Origin of the sequence: Lacrimispora sp. 38-1, assembly GCF_049890855.1 — a bacterium.
Taxonomy (GTDB): Bacteria; Bacillota; Clostridia; order Lachnospirales; family Lachnospiraceae; genus Lacrimispora.
This window is the reverse complement of record NZ_JBANEW010000015.1, coordinates 65,218-85,400: the sequence shown is the minus strand read 5'-3', so window position 1 is coordinate 85,400 and position 20,183 is coordinate 65,218. Positions and strand designations below refer to the sequence as shown.

The following is a 20,183-nucleotide window of genomic DNA, read 5'->3' as shown; positions in this document are numbered from 1 at the left end:
CTCAGCCAAGATTTCTATATATAGGAAAATTTTTATTGGTTTCATCCCGATTAGCGGCTCATTTATGATACATATATGCAAAAAATGCCGCCCGACTGAAGATTTTCAGCCAGACGGCGACTTTCCTGTTTTATTTAACTGTAACAATTATAAAGTCAGACTCACGCACCGGTCCATGCACCGTCCGTTCCTACATAATACCCATCCGGTGTTTCAGCATTGATGTACATATCACCATTATCTCCGCAGTAATACCATTTGGAATTCCAGGATATCCAGCCTGTTGCCATATATCCATATTCGTTGAAATAGTACCAGTATCCATTAATATACTGCCAGTTGCTGACTGTATAGCTTTTGTCTGCATTGCAGTACCACCAGCCCTTGTCATCTTTTAACCATGCACCGCTGCCTACCGAAGCTCCGGGACCTGAGGAATTGATGGAATTGCTGGTGCTGTTGGAACTGATTTCCTGCGCCTCTGAAGAAGTTACGTACCAGGAATCGGATTCTTCCCAGCTCCCTTTATTGGACGAATTATAGACGCCTCTTACCTTAAACGTATAATAGCCGCTGGATGTAATATAACTGGAAAAGTCATAGCTGGAGCTGGTTGTTGTAAGTACAGAGGTTACGGTACTGCTTCCTCTGTAAAGTCTTATTTCATATTTTTTTGCATCTTCTGCTTCATCCCAGCTTGCTGTTCCATTGGATTCATTCCACGATAATTCACTGGCATCAAGTGCATAGTCGCTGCTGTCACTATCCAGTGCATCAAGAGTAATATAGACAATCAGTTCGGAACTGCTGCTTCTGCTTACAGAAGTAACTGTACCGTCAGATCCGCTGATGTTCACACCGCTTTTAGAAAATCCACTGGTAAAATAGTAGTCATCATCAGCATTCAGGTATACTTTCAGTTTTGGTTTATCTCCATCTTCCCATTCATCATCAGGAGTATTGGTTACGGTTATTTCTTCCACGCTATATTTACTGGTGTTGACAGTAACTGTTACATCACTCTCATCAGTTCCCACTTCTATATCTGAGTCAATTACCAATGAAACACTGCTTATTTGGGTTTGAGTGGATGCCATAGATGAGAACGAATATGCTGCAAAAAAAACTGCAGCACTCATTATGGCTATGGACTTTCTATAATGGAACATATCGGATCCCTCCTGCATTTTTTTGATCCGGGGACCAGATATCAGCCCCCGGAGTGTTTTTGTTTTCTCTTTATAATTGTATCACAGACTGCTTAAATCAGTCTTAAATATTACAAAGATTTCCAGAAACAATTATTCTATGCAGAAACAACCAGTTTTTTGATAGTCTTAGGCTTACTGCTTCACAATAAATGATTTTCTCTTACTTACCACATCAAATATAACTGCAGCCAGAAGAACGGTTCCTTTCACCACCTTCTGAAGGTTCTGATCCACGCCCATGATGCTCATTCCCAGGTTTAAGACACCCATCAGCGTAGCACCTACAATAACGCCAGGTACCGTTCCTGTTCCGCCGTATGCGGAAGCTCCTCCGATAAAGCAGGCTCCGATGGCATCCATTTCATAGTTGTTACCAGCCGTCGGATTGGCAGAATTTAAACGGGCCAGGGTAACCATGCCTGCCACTGCTGCCAGCAAGCCCATATTTAAATATGCAAGAAAATAAACTTTATTGGTATCAATACCGGAAAGTCTTGTTGCCTTCTCATTTCCGCCCACTGCATAGAAATAGCGGCCGGTGGTTGTTTTGGAAGATATGTAGCTGTAAATTCCGATGATTACCACAACCCAGATAAGTGCATTGGGGATTCCTTTGTACAGGGACAGTTTATACATAAAAGCGAGTATAACAGCAGTCATCAATACCATTTTTAAAATCGTACTATTTAAAGGATCTACCCGGTAACCCTTTTTCAATTTTCTTTTTCTGGTGAAGATTTCTGATACAATAAAGATGCAGCAGGCTGCAATTCCCACAAGGAAGCAGGTGAGGTTAAATCCCTTCATTCCAAATACATCGGGAACATAAGTATTAAACAGATTTAAAAAGCTGTCCGGTACAGGAGAGAGGGTCATTCCCTGAAGGACTACGTTTGAAAGTCCGCGGAAGATGAGCATTCCTGCAAGAGTTACGATAAATGGCGGAATCCGTACGTAGGCAATCCAAAAGCCCTGCCAGGCTCCAGCCAGTATGCCGATAATGATCATGGAAAGAAGAGAAAGATAGGGATTTATTCCCATCTTAATCATCATGCTTCCGCCTATGGCTCCTACGAAACAGACAACTGATCCAACAGATAAATCAATGTTACCGCCTGTCAGAATACAGAATAGCATTCCGGTCGCCAGAATAAATACATATGCGTTTTGTGCGATTAAGTTGTTTACATTCTGAGGTAGAAGCATTTTCCCTCCTGTATTCACCGTAAACAGGATAACGACTACTGCCAGAACGATAACCATTGTATATTTTTTAAGTCCTTCCGACATTTTTAATTTATTCTCCATCTTCTACTCTCCCTTCCTCTTCCATGCCCATGTGATCCGGGGTTAAAGGTATACCCGAAGGATGCTTATCTGATTTTAAAATGCATGCCATAATTTTTTCCTGTGTGGCTTCCTGTGCACTCATTTCTCCTGCAATATGCCCCTCGTTCATGATATAAATGCGGTCCGACATTCCAAGAATCTCCGGCAGCTCTGAGGATATCATGATAATTGATTTTCCGGCAGCAGCCAGGCGGTTTATAATACAATAAATCTCATATTTGGCACCTACATCAATTCCTCTGGTCGGTTCATCTAAAATCATAATATCAGGCTCTGTAAACATCCATTTGGATAAAAGAACCTTTTGCTGGTTTCCTCCGCTTAAATTTCCTACTGACTGTTCTACGGAAGGGCATTTTGTCTTCAGCTTATTAATGTAATCTTCGGCAGCCAGAACTTCCTTATCCTTATCAATAATAGTTCTGAAGCTGACTGCACGCAGATTGGCAAGTGTGGTATTGATTCGTATGGGGTTTCCAAGAATCAGACCATTTCCTTTCCGGTCTTCTGTTACGTAGGCTAACTTATGGCGGATCGCGTCCCGTACGGAACGCAGATGGACTTCCTGCCCATGAATTTTCAGAGTACCGGAGATATTTGCTCCATAGCTTTTTCCGAAAAGACTCATGGCAAGCTCTGTTCTTCCTGCCCCCATCAGTCCGCAGATTCCCACAACTTCACCTTTTCTTACATATAAGGATACGTCACTGACCACCTTACGTTCGGAATAAAGCGGATGGCTGGCATTCCAGTGCTCGACTTCCATGGATTTTTCTCCGATTTGAATGCCGGTACGCTTTGGGAAACGGTCCACCAGTTCTCTTCCAACCATTCCTTTTATAATCCGGTCCTCTGTAATATGATCTGTCTTACTGTTCAGTGTTTCTATGGTTGAGCCGTCGCGGATGATGGTGATTTTATCCGCTACATAGGCAATTTCATTCAGTTTATGTGATATGATGATAGAGGTCATACCCTCTGATTTGAATTTTTTCAAAAGATTGAGAAGCGCTTTTGAGTCTTCTTCATTTAATGATGCAGTGGGTTCATCAAGTATCAGCAGTTTTGCATTTTTGGCAAGAGCTTTCGCTATTTCTACCAGCTGCTGCTTTCCTACCCCGATATCCTTAATAAGCGTATGGGAGGATTCAGAAAGTCCTACTGTCTTTAAGTATTTGTCAGCCTCCCCAAAGGTTTCATTCCAGTTAATTGCGAATTTTTTTCCTTTTTCATTTCCAAGATACATGTTTTCGGCAATTGTCATGTAGGGAACCAGAGCCAGCTCCTGATGGATTATGACGATCCCCTTCTTTTCACTGTCGCTGATATGACTGAATTTACAGATTTCTCCGTTGTAGATAATGTCTCCCTCGTAAGATCCATAGGGATAGATACCGCTGAGTACATTCATCAGAGTGGACTTACCCGCTCCATTTTCGCCCACCAGAGCATGGATCTCCCCTTCTTCTACCTGAAGGTTCACTAAATCCAGGGCTTTCACACCCGGAAACGTCTTGGTGATGTTTTTCATTTCCAAAAGTATATTTGCCAAGAATATCCCTCCCTCTTTATATATTCAGAGGACGGCTTTCATTCATAAAAGCCGTCCCCCATAAGGAAATCCGCCTGATTACTTTAACTGATCCTCAGTATAATAACCGGAAGTGATCAGCATCTCTTTATAGTTGTCAACTGTAACAACTACCGGGTCACAAAGATAGGTAGGAATGATTCCGGTTCCGTTGTCATAGGACTTGGTATCATTGATTTCCGCTTTGCCGCCCTGCATAACGGAATCTACCATCTTAACTACCTGGGTAGCCAGAGTTCTGGTATCTTTGAATACGCTCATGGCCTGTTTTCCCTGAAGCATGTTCTTTACGTTGGCAATGTCGCAGTCCTGACCGGTTATAACAGGATATTTTCCGGTGTAGGAAGAAGCAAGTGCATTCTCAACACCAAGAGCAGTGGAATCGTTGGAGCAGAGAACTGCATCAAGTACGGTTCCGTCTGAATAATTGCCTGCGATAATGGTATCCATACGGTTCTGAGCTTTCTCTGAATCCCATTTTTCAGTTGCAACCTGTTCAAATGCTGTCTGGCCAGATTTGACTACCAGTCTGCCGTTGTCTACATATTTCTTTAAAACATCCATGGCTCCTCCGAAGAAGAACTTGCAGTTATTATCAGCAGGATCACCTGTGAAGAATTCGATATTCTTCGGGTCGCCGGCTTTGTCAAGCCCAAGAGACTTCTCTAAATATTCTCCCTGCTTCTGGCCTACTTTGTAATTATCAAAGGTGGCATAATAGGTAACTGCATCGGAGTTCATGATCAGACGGTCATAGGCGATAACCGGAATTCCCATGGATTTGGCCTGGGAAAGAGGCTCTCCCAAGGAGCTTCCGTCAATGGAAGCAATAACTAACATCTTGCAGCCATTGGAGATCATGTTTTCAATCTGGGATACCTGTGTCGCAACGTCGTTGCTGGCATACTGCAAATCTACCTTATAGCCTGCTGCCTCCAGTTCCTTTTTCATGTTGGCGCCATCCTGGTTCCATCTCTGTAAATCCTTGGTCGGCATGGCAACACCGATTAAAACTCCGTCTTTCTTGTCTGCTTTTGCTTCTGCTGCAGTGGTCTCCGCTGCTTTGGTTGTCTCAGCAGCTGCTGCCGTAGTGGTTTCAGGAGCCTTGGTCTCCGGTGCCTTGCTTCCCCCGCTGCACCCTGCCAGCATTCCTGCTGTCATGGCAAGTGTCATCGCCACTGCTAAAAGTTTTCTTTTCATTGAATATCCTCCTCCAATACTTGTTTTTGATATTCCTATATTAGCATGGGAGCATCAGGACTTGTTTGTTAACCGTTAGCACGGATTCATCCACATAAAAAAAGCCCTGAAAGAACAGGACTTTTTTATCAGACAAAAAAATGCTACTGCTGTATGACATTTAAATATACATCTTCCCGAGCATGAAAACCTCCCTGAATAATGACGGAATCCATATTTTCCCGGGTGACTGCCACCGGCTTCAGTTCCAGATACGGCACATCATAGGTACCGTCATGAATCGTCTGGTCAATTCCTTTTAAGGGTTCCCCCCTGCCAAGCATGACCGCATACTCTGCAGCCAGTCTGGCTTCCTCTTCCACCGATTTAAAAGCAGTCATATTCTGGGTTCCCTCCACAATCCGCTGACAGGCCATTAAATCTCCGTCCTGGCCCACAAGGCACACCTTTCCTGCCAGCCGGTCCTCGGATAGTGCTTTAAAAACCTGGGTGGCCAGATCATCATTTCCGCACATGATCCCCTTCACATCCGGATATTTTTCAAGGGCTTCCTTAGCATAGTCGTAAGCATGCTCCGCAAGCCAGCCCTCACAGTTGTTCTGATAGACCACATCTAAATTTTTACCTTCCAGAACGGAATAAAAGCCCTCACGGATCATCGCCACATTGTGATCGGATTCCGGTCCCTGTATCATGACAATTTTGCCTCCATCAGGAATATTCTTAACCAGATTCTCCGCCATCAGGCTCCCTACCCCCCTGTTGTCGAAGGATATATACATATCACTGTCGGCATTTAGTACCAGACGGTCATAGCTCATGGTCTTTATCCCTGCCGCTTTTGCCTTTTTCATCACGTCTGCCAGCGCTTCACAGTCACCTGCCACTACCACGATTACATCCATCTGCTTCTTGATAAAGTACTGGATCTGCTCAATCTGCTCATTCACATCTCCATTGGCGTTCTGTACATTGACTTCAGCCCCCATCTCTTTTGCAGCGGAAACAAAAACATCACGGTCTCTGATCCACCGCTCAATGACAAATGAGTCAATGCTCAGTCCGATCTGCAAAGGCCGGTCCCCCTCCTTTTCCTGCACCTGCACTGTAGTCTCAACTTCCGCCTGTCCGCATCCTGACGTCAGAATGCAGCAGGCTAATACCGTAAGTAATAACCTCCCGCCCCACATTTTCATAACACTTACCTCTCCCTGTATTCGGTTGGTGTCATCCCTTCATATTTCTTGAAAATTCTGCTGAAATAGTTGGGATCACTGTAGCCGGACATCACACAGATCTCTTTAATGCTGTATCTGGGATCCTCCAGCAGCCTTCTTGCATTCCTGATTCTGGTTCTGGTTACATATTCAATGAAATTCTCCCCTACTTCCTGCTTAAACAGCTTGCTGAAATAATAGGGACTGATATCCACCATTCGTGATACGTCATCAAGAGAAATGTCCCTGGCATAATTCTCGTCAATATATCCCTTGACTCTGGATACCACATTTTCATATTCCCGTTCTCTGGATGTGCTGATCTTGTCGCAGATATCTCTGGTTTTGTTTAAGAACCAGCGCCGCATCCCCTCCCCGTCAGCTGCTTCCTTCAGCTCATCCATATAATTTTCCCGGTAACGGAACCCGTAGCGGACATTGCCGGCTTCAAAAGCCCTTCGCTCCAGTCTCATCACCAGTTCCAGAATCTTGATTTCAATATTGGATCTTACATTTCCGTCATGGACCAGCATCCAGTCAAAAAATTCATTGGCGCAGGATAATGCACCTTCCCGGTCTGCTTTTATGCCTCTTTGAAGGTACTGGTTCTCCAGATCCAGAGGGTATTCCCCATCGTATTCCGCCACCGCCGGAATATCGGTGATATGCACCACATGGCTGTCGCTTTCCCGCAGGGATTTTAAGGCTTCCGTATAGGAGTCCCGGACTCCCGCAAGAACCTTTACAGAACCGATTCCACCCCTGCATTTCATGTCCATGCTGTTTTCCAGCTTATGAATCATATTTCTGGTTCTGGTAATCACTTCCACCCGCTTCTCATACTGCATCTTTTCCTGATCAAAGGAAAGGAACAGAACCAGGCGGTTTCCCATGGCTGGACCAATGACACATTCAAAATAGTCTTTGACAATTTCCCTGATCGTACTGTAATATTTATTGACCTTTACCCCCACCCCGATGGCATTGGTCATGGTTCCTCCCTCCATGCTGTCCCCAAATTCCAGAACCACGATGAATCCGTAGGGTTTTCGGATATCAAGCATCTCCGGATATCCACTGTGAAGAGGGTCCGAATCTTCCTGAAGGATGGTGTAAATGAAGCCGCTTTCGATCATGGGAATGACGATTTCCAGCCGTTCCCTTATTTTTAAATCGTCACTTATCTTTTGTCTTGCTTCCTCAACCTGATGCATGGCTTTTACGCATACATCGAGAATTTTTTTCTTGTTAACCGGTTTCATAATGAATTCCATCACGCCAAGGTTTACCGCTTCCTGTGCATAAGAGAACTTATCAAAGGCTGTCATTATAATAAAAACCATGGTCTGATTAAATTTACGTATCTCCCTGATTGCCTGGATTCCGCTTAATCCAGGCATCTGGATATCCACAAAAGCAATATCCGGGCGGAACAGCCCGGCCTGCTCAATCACCGCTCTTCCAGTCTTCACACAGACGATTTCACATTCGCTTTTGAAGTTTGATTCAATAATACTCCGTATGGATTCCAGCATAATTCCTTCATCATCTGCAACCAGTATCCGAAACATGTACCTCTTCCCCCTTTTTAGGAATCCTTAAAATTACTGAAGTCCCCTGATCTTCCCCCTCACTGACAATAGAAAACAAATCCTTTTTATTATAGTAAAGTTCCAGACGGGAGATCACATTGTAAATACCGATTCCTGTGGATGCCGAGTCTTCCTGGATTCTCACGCCTTCCTGAATGTGCTTTAATTTTTCTTTATCGATTCCTTTTCCATTATCATCAATCCGGATCTCTATGGTATCTTCCAGATTTTTAACAGAAAGACGGATATTTCCCTGCCAGTTGATATTGCGTATGCCATGGGTTACTGCATTTTCAACCAGAGGCTGCAAAGTCATGCTTGGTATGGAATAATCCAGGGCTTCCTCTTCCACTCTGGATTCGTAATGAATATCTCCCGCGAACCGGACATTTAATATATAAATATAGTTCTCAACCGTATCCACCTCTTCCCGAATGGTGGCATCCTCAGAGCTCTTTTTTACATTGTACCGGAAGAAATCCGCCATCTTTTCCATGAATACCGAGGTTTTTTCCGCATCCTCCATCATTGCAAGCTGTACGCCTGCATTTAAGGAATTAAAAAGAAAATGGGGATTAATCTGGGACTGTAAATATCTTAAGCGGGCCTCCTTTAGATGGTTTTCCATCAGAAGCTCCCGTTCCTTCATCTCCTGCTCTTTCTCCGCACTCTCTTTAATTTTATTCACATAATCAGCCAAACTGTCCACCATCTGGTTAAATGTCTTCGTCACGATTCCCAGTTCGTCCCCCGACCGGATATAGGGCACCTTTACATGAAAATTTCCCTGACCCACCAGCTTGGCTGTATGTGCCAGACTGGTGAGTGGTGTAACAATGTCCCTGGTCATCATCATCATTACCGTCAGGCTGATAATCATGACGATAACCAGTATGACAGAGCTGATGACCTCCAGGTACTGGAGTGCCGCCTGAAGTGTCTGATAGCTTGCGGAGTTGTTCTTAAACTGCCTGCTGTTTAACACAGAGATATCGTGATTAATGAACTGATAAAGTTTTAAGGCGGATTCATAGGAACTTTTATACTTCTCTACATTCTGGCCCCGTTTTGCCTGTACTGTCTCATCTGTGACCGCCAGATAGCTGTCAGACATATTCCGTATGTTTTTCTCCAGAATCTGAACCGGATTGTCTGTAACCACAACATTCAGCCCTTCTAAAAGCTTTCTGTAGTCCTGTTCTGCACGATAGTAATCCGTTAATGATTCCGAGTCTTTTACCTGCAGGTATTTGTACATGAAATTCTGTACATCAGTCAGGGCATCGGACAATTCATTTAAATTCACATTGCTCATATAAACAGAATTCATCCGTTCCACCATCTGGTTAATCTGGGCATAGATAAATAAATTGCTGGCGAAGAGGACCACTGCAGTCACCGCTATTTCCAGAAAGAGCTTTCTGGTGATGGGTAAATTCTCCCAGATTGTATTACGCTTAATTTCCATGGGATTTCCGCTCCTGCTTCATGTATTCAGGCGCCTGCTCCTCTGTTACAAACTGTAAATCCACGCTGTAAAAGGAGTTGGTCCGTCCGTCCTTTATGGATTCCGTCAGTGCCTGTACGCTGTATTTGCCCATCTGGCTGGTATCAATGCACAGAGTCATTGCCATGGTTCCCTTCTCCACTGCCTCCAGTGCCGCTTTGGATTTATAATAACCAATCACCTGGGTTTTTCCCACTCTGTTATAATCGATCACCGCCTGATAAACAGCTTCCGTATCCACCTCATCCATACATACAATGATGTCCGGCGGTCCCTGGGCGTTCTGGAACAGATTGCGGACAACCTCCTCTGATTCAAAGGCTCTTCCCGATGGAATTCTGATTTCTTCCACCTTGATTCTGTCCGCATTTTCCTTAGACGTAACCATGCGGTTATTAATCTGATTAAATATCTGGGCCTGATTGCTGTCTATGGAATTATCATGAAGAAGCATCATAACCCGTGTGATTCCCCCATGGTCAGGCAGAATCTTTAAAATCTGATTGCCGTATTCCTGTCCAAGCTGGTAGGAATTGATTCCTACATAGCTTTTCCGCTGTGTATTGGGAGCATCATTTAAAATTGTGACGACCGGAATCCCGTTTCTGGCCGCTTCATTGATCCGTTCCTCCAGCATACGCTCTCCGGTGTATTCCAGCAAAATCCCGTCAACCCTGGCTGCTATGCTCATATCCATAAAATCCAGAGTAGAGTATTCCGATGACTGGTTCTTTCCCTTGAGTTCTACAAAGGCATCATATTGCGCCGCCTCTTCCTTCACACTCTGGTATACATCATTCCAGAACTGGGAATCCAGGTTATCGATTATCATTACATAATGATATCGGTATGCAACGGTATTTTCCGCATGCTCCACCCCGATCTTTTTCAGCACGTACCCATAAAAGGAGGAGGTTAAAAGTGTGAGAAATACAATTCCGGCCAAACCGGCAAGCATTAATAAAAGCAGGCCCTTTTTCCCGTTTTCCATAATTGTGTCCTCCTTGTCTTTCCACTAAGTTTATTATACTAAATGACCGGGCAAAACAAAAGCAGGAGAAAATTGTTAAAAGGTAGCATTTTTTCGTAAAATGCTACCTTTTAACAATATCCAGGACACACCTGCCTGCTGCCATGTCCCCGTTTTAATCATTTCATAATCCTGGCATAACGGATCAGCAGAAGTAACAGAGCCAGCCCCCATGCAAGTGGAGTGGATAAGCATGCTCCCGCGTATCCGGCATATGGAATGAAAAGAATACATCCTGCCCATCTTGCAATCAGTTCAATTACCCCTCCAGCCAAAGGTACTAATGCTTCCTCCATTCCCTGCAGGGCGCTTCTTAATATCTGAAGCGAACACAGCAGCCAGAAAAAAACTGCAATAATTAAAAGATAATGGTATCCATATTCTACCACCCGGTCATCATAATGATCCAGAAAAAGTCCGATAAATTGTCTCCCCAGAAACACACTTATGAAGGATGCGAAAGCTGCCGTCCCCAGTCCCATTAAAATGCTGCTTCGTATTCCCTGCCGAAGCCTGGCTTTATTTCCCGCACCATAATTCTGACCGCAATAGACCTCCATGGTTATGGCCAGAGTGGTAAAAGGAAGCGTCACCAGATTCTCCACTTTGCTTGCCGCCACATATCCGGCAATCACAAGAGAGCCAAAACGGTTTAAATAAGCCTGCAGTATCATAATTCCCACTGCTGTTACAGAAAACTGCAGTGCCATGGGAAGACCAATTCTGATATGTCTCCACGCCTCTAAGAAAAAAACGCTGAAATGCCGCTTCTCCAGTCTGATCTGGGGATATTTTCCATGAGCATAAAGATGACAGACTGCAGCCGAAAAAAACTGGGCAAAAACTGTACTCACCGCCACCCCGGTCACTCCGGCGTGAAGCCATATTACCGCAGCCAGATCCAGGATTATATTTAAAACAGAAGATAAAACCAGAAAATAAAGGGGAGTCCGGCTGTCACCGATCGCCCTTAGTATTCCGACGATCAAATTGTAATAAACAGCCGCTCCCAGACCTGCATAAACAATCAGCATATATCGTAACGCATATGGAAAAATATCTTCCGGTGTGTTCATTCTCTCCAAAAGAGGCCTTGCAGTCACCACTCCTAAAAAAGTTAAAAGAAGAGTTATGATAGCACACAGGCAAAAGGAAGCCGCAATAGAGGATTTTGTTCTTTCTGTATCTCCTGCTCCAACCCTCTGAGCTGTTATCACCGAAAATCCTCCTGTGATGCCGGTGGCAAATCCAATAATCAGAAAATTTATGGCTCCCGCAGCTCCGACTCCTGCCAGTTCCTTAATACCAACCAGGCGGCCTATGATCACAGCATCCGTCATGCTGTAAAGCTGCTGAAACAAATTTCCCAAGAAAGAAGGAACAGAAAACAGCACAATCACTTTCCACGGTTCCTGTACTGTCATTCTGTCCATACCTTGTTCCCTGATTCCATTCATAGCATTATTTCCTCCATCAGCCGTTTCCCTTTTCCCATTCACTTTTTTTCATATTTGTATATACGTAGACAACAGCAGAAAGCAGGGAAAGTAAAAACATAATCACGGAAAGAGCAGCTGCCCTCTCATAATGACCGTTATTAAACTGGCTGTATAGAGAAATACCAAGCATCTGAGGATTGTTCCCTCCCATCAGATAAGGGGTGGTAAACGATCCTAAATTGCTCATGAATACAAAGGTTGCAGTGATAAAAATATCCCTGTAGGTCAGCGGTAAAATCATGGTTTTCAAAATCTGAAGTTTTCCTGCCCCTGAGTCTCTTGCCGCCTCAATGGCAGAATTCTGGATCTTTGACAGGGCGGCTGCCAAAAGCATGGTTGCAAAGGGTATGTTAAACCATAAATTCATCAGAACAATCCCTTTGCTGTTATACATAAGTCCCAGTTTTATCTCAAGTCCAAACAGCCGGGAAATACGGTTGATCAGACCGGAATCACGGATTACCGTTATCATTCCGTTGACTGCTACCAGACCCGGAATAAACCGGGGGAGAAGATAAAGCCGCCCGATCAGCCTGCTGGTCCAGGTATTGGAAAACCGTAAATATAAGGCTAAAAAATAGGCAATTCCAACTGCCAGAAGCACCGTTATCATAACCACCTGAAGCGTGTAGATTATATTATCCCGCTGAATTTTGTCTGTAAAAAAATACAGGTAATTATCCAGACCCAGTCCGCCCTCTTCCAGCTCAAAGCTGCGAAGAAGGCTTGCTGCGATCGGATAAAATACAACTCCAGCCAGAATGATCAGGGAAGGAAGGATCAGAAGATATGGGAGGATTTTCCCGAACACTCTCTCTTTCAACATGTTCTTAATCTCCCGGCTCTTATTCTAATGTACCAATCTCTTTGTCCCACTGCTCATAAAGCTGAGTTCCTAAATCTCCCAGACTGCTGATACGGAATTTATCTATTTTTAAATCCGCAATGGATTTTATCAGTTCCGGATCCAGAAGGCTGAAATCGATAACCGGTATGGCAGCCATAGTATCCAGAGCAGTATTCTGTGCCTCCGGACTTATCATGTAATTGATAAATGCATATGCTCCATCCTGATTTGAGCCGATAGATGGAATTCCAAGTGTTACTGCACTTCCTGTAAAGGAGGGACTGAGCTGGGTAATCTTAATGGAGTCCGGTAACGTTCCATTTTTGATCTGTGTAATTGTCATGTCCGCCCACGCAGGAATCATATCCACTTCCTTATTTGCCAGAAGATCCAGGGTTCCCTGATTCTTGTTTGGATAAACTACTTTTCCGGATGACTTGTACATAAAGGGATGAAGCTCTTTTAGGAGGTCGAAACCTTTACTCCACTTTTCCTTATTGGCAGGATCTGTGGAAGTGAGTGCAGACTCATCCATTAGATTGTACACACTGGTTGTTACAAAGGAACCGCCGGCTCCGCCTGATCCCGGAGTATTATAAGCAAAGCGGCCCGGATGATCCTTAATCCATTTATATAGCTCTTCTGTGGTCTTTGGAGGCTCCGGTACTGTGTCTGAATTATAAGCCAGTACAACCGTTGTTCCACGGTAAGGGACCACCAGATCATTACGGAAAGAAGATTCAACCTTAAGATTTTTAATATTTTCTATTTTAGACTTGTCAAGAGCAACAAAAAAGTCTTCTCCGCCTTCTTCCACATAACGGCTGATCTCATCTCCTCCCAACTCAATGACATCGTAATCCGTATTTGACTGTCCTGCCTTCTTGGCTGCCACAACCCGTTCAAACAGGCCCTGTGCTCCGGTTCCGGAGGTAATGAACTGAAGCTCTGCCGTATATTTATCCTGGGAAGCATTAAACTGCTCAATCTGTTTTTCAAACTGTATTCTTACGTTATCAGAACCGCCGGCCCATACGGTAACTTTCTTTTCTCCATCCGCTTTTGCTGTTGTTTTTGAAGCGCAGCCTCCAAGCAGCATAGCTCCAAGAGAAACTGACAATATAATTGTCGCAGTCTTTTTTGCATTTCCAATAATTCTGTTCATCATTTTAAGTCTCCTCATATTTGGTGTTTTATTCTCAGGCACAATATTTACAGGTTTTTATAAACAACAGGGATACCACATCCCTTGGCTTGATTTCTTCAGCAGCAGCGCGGGTCACATAGGCTTTCATTACCTGATCCCCAACCTCTACGTTGATTTCAGCATAGTGGCCCAGTACCATGACAGTTCTCACTCTGCCCCAAATCTGTCCTTCTGCTTCTCCTTTGGTAATCATAATGTCCTCCGGACGCACTGCCATGGCGCTTCCGTCATGTTCCTTAAAGAAATTCATCTCTCCAATAAAAGATGCTACAAATTGTGTTGCAGGACGGTCATAAATTTCCTCCGGAGTTCCAATCTGCTCAATAACGCCTTTGTTCATTACCACGATTCTGTGAGACAGAGCCATTGCTTCCTCCTGGTCGTGAGTTACAAATACCACGGTAATGTTTAATTCTTGCTGAATCCTTTTCAGTTCCTCTCTCATCTGGCTCCGGATCTTTGCATCCAGAGCAGAAAACGGCTCATCAAGGAGGAGAACGGATGGCTTCAGCAGAAGCGCCCTTGCAATGGCTACTCTCTGCTGCTGTCCGCCGGAGAGCTGGCCGGGGTATTTCTTTTCAAACCCGCTCATATTTACCAGTGCAAGTCCCCTATCGACTTCCGCCTTTATTTCATTTTTCGGAATCTTCTTTATCTCCAGTCCGAAAGCCAGGTTTTCATAAACCGTCATATGCGGCCACAGATTATAACTTTGAAATACCATAGCAGTCGGTCTTTTTTCCGGAGGAAGACTTTTCACAGAGATGCCATCTATAAGAATATCTCCGGAATCTACGGATAAAAAGCCTCCAAGAGTCCGTAAAATAGTAGATTTTCCACAGCCGGATGGTCCTAACATTGTTACAAATTCTCCCTCATGAACCTCAATATTGATTTCATCAACACCATCACCATTTTTATAGTGCTTTTTCATATCGGTAATTTTCAGCTTTATCTTTTTATCCATAATTTCACCTTTCTACTTCACCCCATATCCGCCGGACAGACTGTCCGCATTGATGTATTTGCGCATGAAGAACAGAACCAGCACCGTAGGAATTATAAGAATCAGAGACAGGACGGGACCTGCAGTCAGCGGATACTCCATAATCACGCCGTAAAGCTCCACCGGCATTGTTTTAATCTGGGGAAATCCTACTAAAAGCGTCCCCTGGGCCTCCTCTAAAGAACTTAAAAATGTAAAAACACTTGCTACTGCAATTCCCGGTGTGGCTAAAGGCAGTGTGACTTTAAAAAATGTTCTTATGGGACCTGCCCCTGCATCCCTTGCCGATTCCTCCTGCTGCCTGTAAACACTTCTGAACGCACCGGAAGGAATCCAGGTCATAAACATCATGGAATTCAAAAAATGGATAATAACAACCCCTGCAAGAGTGCCCATTAAACCGAGCTTATAAAATAAAATCCCTATTGATATGTAAAGCCCCATCCTGGGATATGCATTGCTGAGCAGAAAGGAAAGGAGGAAAATACGTTTTCCAAAAAACTCATACCTGGCAAGGGCGTAGGCTGCGGGTATACAGACAGCCAATGAGACAAAAGTTACGATTATGGCCAGAATAAATGAGACTGAAATAGAGCTGACAAGACTTTTCTGCCCCAAAACAAATCCCCACCATTTAAAACCAAACTCCTGTGGAATAATTGCCGGGACTTCATATTTGTCCGCAAATGCCAGCATACATAAGTTCATAAGCGGAAGATAAAAAAAGATGAGGAACCCCGCAAACAGCAGATACTGAAAAAAACCTTTTTTCCCCAATATATAATAAAATGCTCTAGGCGACAAAAGTTTCATCCTTCTGCTTCTCCCTTCAGTTCCAGTGCAGTTGTTAAGTTTCTGGTTGTAATATTAAAAAGTCCTTTTTTTAACAGACGACGAATATCGTCCGGTTCGTTCACGGTCCATGCGGATCCCATTACCTGCATTTCTGCCAGCAGCTCCATGATTTCATCTGTATATGTATGATATTCCATATTGATACAGGAAACAGGATAGCCTTTCACAGCTGCCAGAAGTTCTTTAAGATTTTTTAAGGCTCCCTCCTGTGCCATCATCTCATAAAAATCCGCCTGCAGATTTTCCGGGTTTATATATACTTGTACTTCCGGATACCATTTTTCTTTTTCAGCCAGCAGATTTAAATCAATCTCTCCTGAATAAATCAGCTGACGCCTGACTCCGTTCTCTCCTGCAAGCTGGTAAACGGAAACTTCAAGTCCTTCTTCCTTTAAATCACAGTTCATCTTTTTTTCAGGAAACTGTTTTAAAATACGAAATGCCTCCTGAATTGTCACACATTCTTCCTCTGTTTTATTATGAGATAAAATCAAAGCTCCTGCCTGATTTCTCCTTACATCTGCTTCCATACAATCCGCATCTGAATTTAAGGCATATTTTATAAACTCAATAGAATTGTCTTTGGTTCCATCGCAGCCGGAATGTGCTGTAATAACCGCCATGATGTTTTCTCCTTCCCATGATCGCGATTTGACCATATTTTTGATTGTAGCAAACCAATGTAAATTAAAGACCATCATTTCGAAAATTTTCAGTAAAATTTTCAGTTTTTTTTGCTCTTTTTATCTATGTCTCAGATATTACATGGAATTTACAATAATTATATTGACTTGTTACCCGCCTTTTTCTATCATAGTCTGGTTAAGCTATCTGGAAATCGTACAACTTTATATTTCAACTGAAAGGATATTAATAATGAAAATAATTCAAAGCTTTAGCGGAACTGTAAACCGGGGCTTCCAGGGAAATGTAACTTACCGATTTCAACTTCCTTCCGGCTGCCGGGCACTTTCCATACGGCTGACCTATACAAAGGAATATCCTTCCAAAGAAACTAATCCTGAACAGTTCCGGCCAGCATATGAAGCTTACAAAGGCAGACCGGTCTCCGAAAAAGAGCTTTTAAATGCAGTTGACTCCATGAAAACTGAAATTCAGCTGGCCTTATTTATTGGTAATAAATTTGCAGGAAATGTACATATGCCTGGGACAATAAAGGAACTTTACCTGTCAGAACGCATTTCTTCCAGAGGCTGCCTGCCAGTTTATCCCCTGGAAGGCGCGGGTAAAGTGATTGTTAATGTATTCCAGTGCATGGAAAATGAAACTTCTTATCAATTAGAAATAAAGGGAGATTTTGAAGATGTGGAAAAGAATTGAACTGCATAATCACACCATAGAATCCGATGGCGCCATGACGGCAGCAGAGCTTGTGGATTATCTTGAAAAACAGGGGATCAGTGCCTTTTCATTAACGGATCACAATACAATATCCGGTTTTCCAAAGGTGGAAGAGAAGCTTGCTTCCCATTCCTCACCCGTTGAATTTGTTAAAGGATTTGAGCTGACTTCTTATTACGGACATCTGCTCTGTCAGAATGTATCTGCTTATATTCCCTGGGATGATATTGATGAAGAGAATGGAGATCTGCTGTTTGTACGGGTTCATGAAGCAGGGGGACTGGCAGGACCTGCCCACCCTTTTTCTATTCCCTCGCCTTTTTCCAACGGAATGCGCTGGTCCATGAAGATACATGACTTAAGACTGATTGATTTTATTGAGGTAGTAAACAACGCCCACCCAATGGATCCGGACAACCATGCGGCTATCCTGTGGTGGGAAGATTTGATTTTTTCCGGTTTCAATATCTGTCCGGTGTCAGGCATGGATCTTCATCGTCCGATACATATGGAAGGATTTTTCACCACCTATATATTGGTTAAAGAGGAAGATTCATCTCTTCCCCTTTCTATTAAGCTGGACAGGGCCATACGAACCTGCTCTGCCTGTGTTACAAGAGGTCCTGTACTTGACTGGGAACTGACACCTCATGGACTTAAAATATTTCTTGAAGACAATCCCAGTCATCAGGAACGTTCTTACTTATGCCAGCTTCGCACAAGAGATCATGTCCTCACCTTTTCACTTAAAGAAGAAATCTTATTAAAAGACGTTCCAGAATGTCTTTTGTCCTGCAGGGCCGCCACACTCATGCTTTTTGAGGATAAAACCGAGATGTCTTATTTAACAGCTATTGCCCGCCCACTTTTATTAAGGTAAGACTATTACACTGATATTAAAGCTTTACATCTCTATTGCAGTCTTTGGAATAGAGATAGGTCAGATCCTCTTCACGCCCTACTGCATAACAAGCCTGAGGACAATATGCATCCATAAAGACATAATCACCCTTTTTCACAGGCACCCAGTCATTATCCAGTCTGTACATCGCACTTCCGGTAAGGAAATACATGCCATGCTCTTGTATATGAGTTTCTATATAACCGTGGGATGCCCCTAAATGGAACTTAAGAATATGCATATTCATATCAAATCCAAAGTTCTCTGCTGCAGGCAGGAAATTCCGGATATAACAGTTTTCCATACCTTCATACGGGATCCATGGAAGGCCGTTTGCATTGCCTGTAACTGTATAAGCGCTGTAGCCATCCAGCTCCTCATATCTGCGCTTATAGGCAAAAAGCCTGGCCTCCTCTTTTCCCTCATTTATAAAAGATACTGTCTTACTGGCAGGAGAATAAATATACCCGCCTTCTGTGAGTATCTCTTCTTTGTCCGCATTTTTCACTTTAATGGAGCCTTCCATTACATAAATGAATGATTCCAGCCCTTCACCGCCAAATGCAGAATTATTTCCGCCTTCATGGACGGTTACTAAATAATCCGCAAAAGAAGCTCCCATATGAGGAGAACCAAGAATGGTAACATCACACTTTTCATATCCAGGAATCGAGTTTTTTACAATTCCATCCGGATCAATTAAAACATAGTTTTCCTTCTTAACGACGGATCTGGTGGCTAATAAGTCATCACGGTATCCTGTCTGTCCGTTTAAATAACTCATAATAAATTTACTCACTTTCCATTGACTCACATTCAACCATATTATTCAGTTTTATGTTTCCCCCAGTAAGACCGGTTCATTGTACAGCTTAATATCAGCCGCCTGGGCAGGGTGCGGTACCGTTTTCCCATAAGATACCCCATATATTTAAAACCACTCTTTATAATCACCCCGGGAATCAGAAAGGGTTTCTTCTGTTTTACCAGCCAGGTGCAGGTATTTTTCACCAGCCGTATTCCCTCGCTTTCGGAACGGATTCCACCAAACACCTCGGGGTGGTCTGCCTGAGACACCGCCAGATCAAAATTCCGTTTAAACTGGGCAATGCATCCGTAATTATGGGAATGAATCACCTTAGCATCAGCAGCATATGCCACAGCCTCACCTCTATAACGCACTGCATTTCCTGCATAAATCATATCCTCATTAAAAATGGTAGTTTTTGTAAATCCTCCTGCTTCCAGAAAGACACTTCTGTCATAAGCGCAGCAGACATTGGATGCAAAAAACGTTTTGATTCCCAGTTCCTTCAAATCAGCCTCTGTCTTAACCCGGCTCTCAGAAGGATAATTAAAGGAACGGGTATACTGCTCTGCCATGGCACAGTCCGGATTGGGCAGCTGTCTTGCATAAGCCATGATGACCTTTTCCCCCCCTTTTCCGGTCTGATGAAACGCATTTACAAGAGCACTGACTAAATTTTTATCAGCGGGAACTGCATCGTCAGTCATAAACACCATGATATCCGCCTTAGAATAACCGGCTCCTCTGTTTCTTGTGCCGCCATGGTCAAATTCTTCTTTCGTCACATGATGAATTTCTAAATTCTTCACATGCTCATAATCAGAATCCTTCCAGTAGGATTTTTCCGTATTCATCACAATAATTTTCCGTATGGGATAAGACTGCTCTTCCAGCCTGTGAAAAAGCCGCATAAGCGTTTCGTCCGGCTTATAAACCGGAATAATCACATCAACGGTCTTTTGCTCCCCTCTTATTTCTTCCATTAACTTTCCTTCTTTCC

18 protein-coding genes are annotated in these 20,183 nt (G+C 43.5%); 2 read left to right on the top strand and 16 right to left on the bottom strand.

Going from position 1 to position 20,183, the window contains the following annotated elements:
- Window positions 1–161 precede the first annotated feature (161 nt).
- The 14 genes from V7D18_RS04345 to V7D18_RS04280 form a co-directional block, all read right to left on the bottom strand.
- The gene (locus tag V7D18_RS04345) at window positions 162–1,139 is read right to left on the bottom strand and encodes a hypothetical protein (RefSeq protein ID WP_426151932.1); all 978 of its coding nucleotides are present in this window, start codon (window positions 1,137–1,139) and stop codon (window positions 162–164) included.
- Between the two features lie 204 nt (window positions 1,140–1,343).
- Complete coding sequence (gene mmsB / locus V7D18_RS04340) at window positions 1,344–2,519, bottom strand: multiple monosaccharide ABC transporter permease (protein WP_426151808.1); 1,176 nt, start codon at window positions 2,517–2,519, stop codon at window positions 1,344–1,346.
- Entirely contained in the window at window positions 2,509–4,113 is a 1,605-nt protein-coding gene (mmsA, locus tag V7D18_RS04335) for a multiple monosaccharide ABC transporter ATP-binding protein (RefSeq protein WP_426151806.1), read from the bottom strand. The genes mmsB and mmsA overlap by 11 nt, the downstream gene beginning before the upstream one ends.
- Window positions 4,114–4,191: 78 nt before the next feature.
- Entirely contained in the window at window positions 4,192–5,301 is a 1,110-nt protein-coding gene (gene chvE / locus V7D18_RS04330; RefSeq protein ID WP_426151930.1) for a multiple monosaccharide ABC transporter substrate-binding protein, read from the bottom strand.
- Between the two features lie 194 nt (window positions 5,302–5,495).
- Window positions 5,496–6,548, bottom strand: a complete 1,053-nt coding sequence (locus V7D18_RS04325; protein ID WP_426151804.1) for a substrate-binding domain-containing protein — start codon at window positions 6,546–6,548, stop codon at window positions 5,496–5,498.
- 5 nt (window positions 6,549–6,553) lie between these two features.
- Entirely contained in the window at window positions 6,554–8,140 is a 1,587-nt protein-coding gene (locus V7D18_RS04320) for a helix-turn-helix domain-containing protein (protein WP_426151802.1), read from the bottom strand.
- Window positions 8,115–9,629: a sensor histidine kinase gene (locus V7D18_RS04315; protein ID WP_426151800.1), complete on the bottom strand. Its 1,515-nt coding sequence runs from the start codon at window positions 9,627–9,629 to the stop codon at window positions 8,115–8,117. Before V7D18_RS04315 ends, V7D18_RS04320 begins: the two co-directional genes overlap by 26 nt.
- A complete protein-coding gene (locus V7D18_RS04310) occupies window positions 9,619–10,659 on the bottom strand; it encodes a substrate-binding domain-containing protein (protein ID WP_426151798.1) in 1,041 nt (346 codons plus the stop codon). The genes V7D18_RS04315 and V7D18_RS04310 overlap by 11 nt, the downstream gene beginning before the upstream one ends.
- A 158-nt stretch (window positions 10,660–10,817) precedes the next feature.
- Complete coding sequence (locus tag V7D18_RS04305; protein WP_426151796.1) at window positions 10,818–12,155, bottom strand: MATE family efflux transporter; 1,338 nt, start codon at window positions 12,153–12,155, stop codon at window positions 10,818–10,820.
- A gap of 16 nt (window positions 12,156–12,171) precedes the next feature.
- On the bottom strand, window positions 12,172–13,023 hold the full coding sequence (locus V7D18_RS04300) for an ABC transporter permease (protein ID WP_426151794.1): 852 nt from the start codon (window positions 13,021–13,023) through the stop codon (window positions 12,172–12,174).
- A gap of 19 nt (window positions 13,024–13,042) precedes the next feature.
- Entirely contained in the window at window positions 13,043–14,212 is a 1,170-nt protein-coding gene (locus tag V7D18_RS04295; RefSeq protein WP_426151792.1) for an extracellular solute-binding protein, read from the bottom strand.
- A 31-nt stretch (window positions 14,213–14,243) separates the two neighbouring features.
- On the bottom strand, window positions 14,244–15,218 hold the full coding sequence (locus V7D18_RS04290) for an ABC transporter ATP-binding protein (protein ID WP_426151790.1): 975 nt from the start codon (window positions 15,216–15,218) through the stop codon (window positions 14,244–14,246).
- 12 nt (window positions 15,219–15,230) lie between these two features.
- Window positions 15,231–16,070, bottom strand: a complete 840-nt coding sequence (locus V7D18_RS04285; protein ID WP_426151788.1) for an ABC transporter permease — start codon at window positions 16,068–16,070, stop codon at window positions 15,231–15,233.
- Entirely contained in the window at window positions 16,067–16,735 is a 669-nt protein-coding gene (locus V7D18_RS04280; RefSeq protein WP_426151786.1) for a glycerophosphodiester phosphodiesterase, read from the bottom strand. Before V7D18_RS04280 ends, V7D18_RS04285 begins: the two co-directional genes overlap by 4 nt.
- Window positions 16,736–16,988: 253 nt before the next feature.
- On the opposite strand from V7D18_RS04280, the gene V7D18_RS04275 reads away from it, so the two are divergent.
- The gene (locus V7D18_RS04275) at window positions 16,989–17,453 is read left to right on the top strand and encodes a DUF6669 family protein (RefSeq protein ID WP_426151784.1); all 465 of its coding nucleotides are present in this window, start codon (window positions 16,989–16,991) and stop codon (window positions 17,451–17,453) included.
- Window positions 17,437–18,354, top strand: coding sequence for a CehA/McbA family metallohydrolase (locus V7D18_RS04270; protein ID WP_426151782.1), 918 nt, complete (start codon window positions 17,437–17,439; stop codon window positions 18,352–18,354). The genes V7D18_RS04275 and V7D18_RS04270 overlap by 17 nt, the downstream gene beginning before the upstream one ends.
- 16 nt (window positions 18,355–18,370) lie before the next feature.
- Here the strand turns inward: V7D18_RS04270 and allE are convergent, their stop codons facing one another.
- Window positions 18,371–19,159 (bottom strand): (S)-ureidoglycine aminohydrolase, encoded by a 789-nt coding sequence (gene allE / locus V7D18_RS04265; RefSeq protein ID WP_426151780.1) that lies wholly within the window; start codon window positions 19,157–19,159, stop codon window positions 18,371–18,373.
- Window positions 19,160–19,200: 41 nt separating this feature from the next.
- Complete coding sequence (locus V7D18_RS04260; protein ID WP_426151778.1) at window positions 19,201–20,166, bottom strand: glycosyltransferase family 2 protein; 966 nt, start codon at window positions 20,164–20,166, stop codon at window positions 19,201–19,203.
- Window positions 20,167–20,183: the final 17 nt, after the last annotated feature.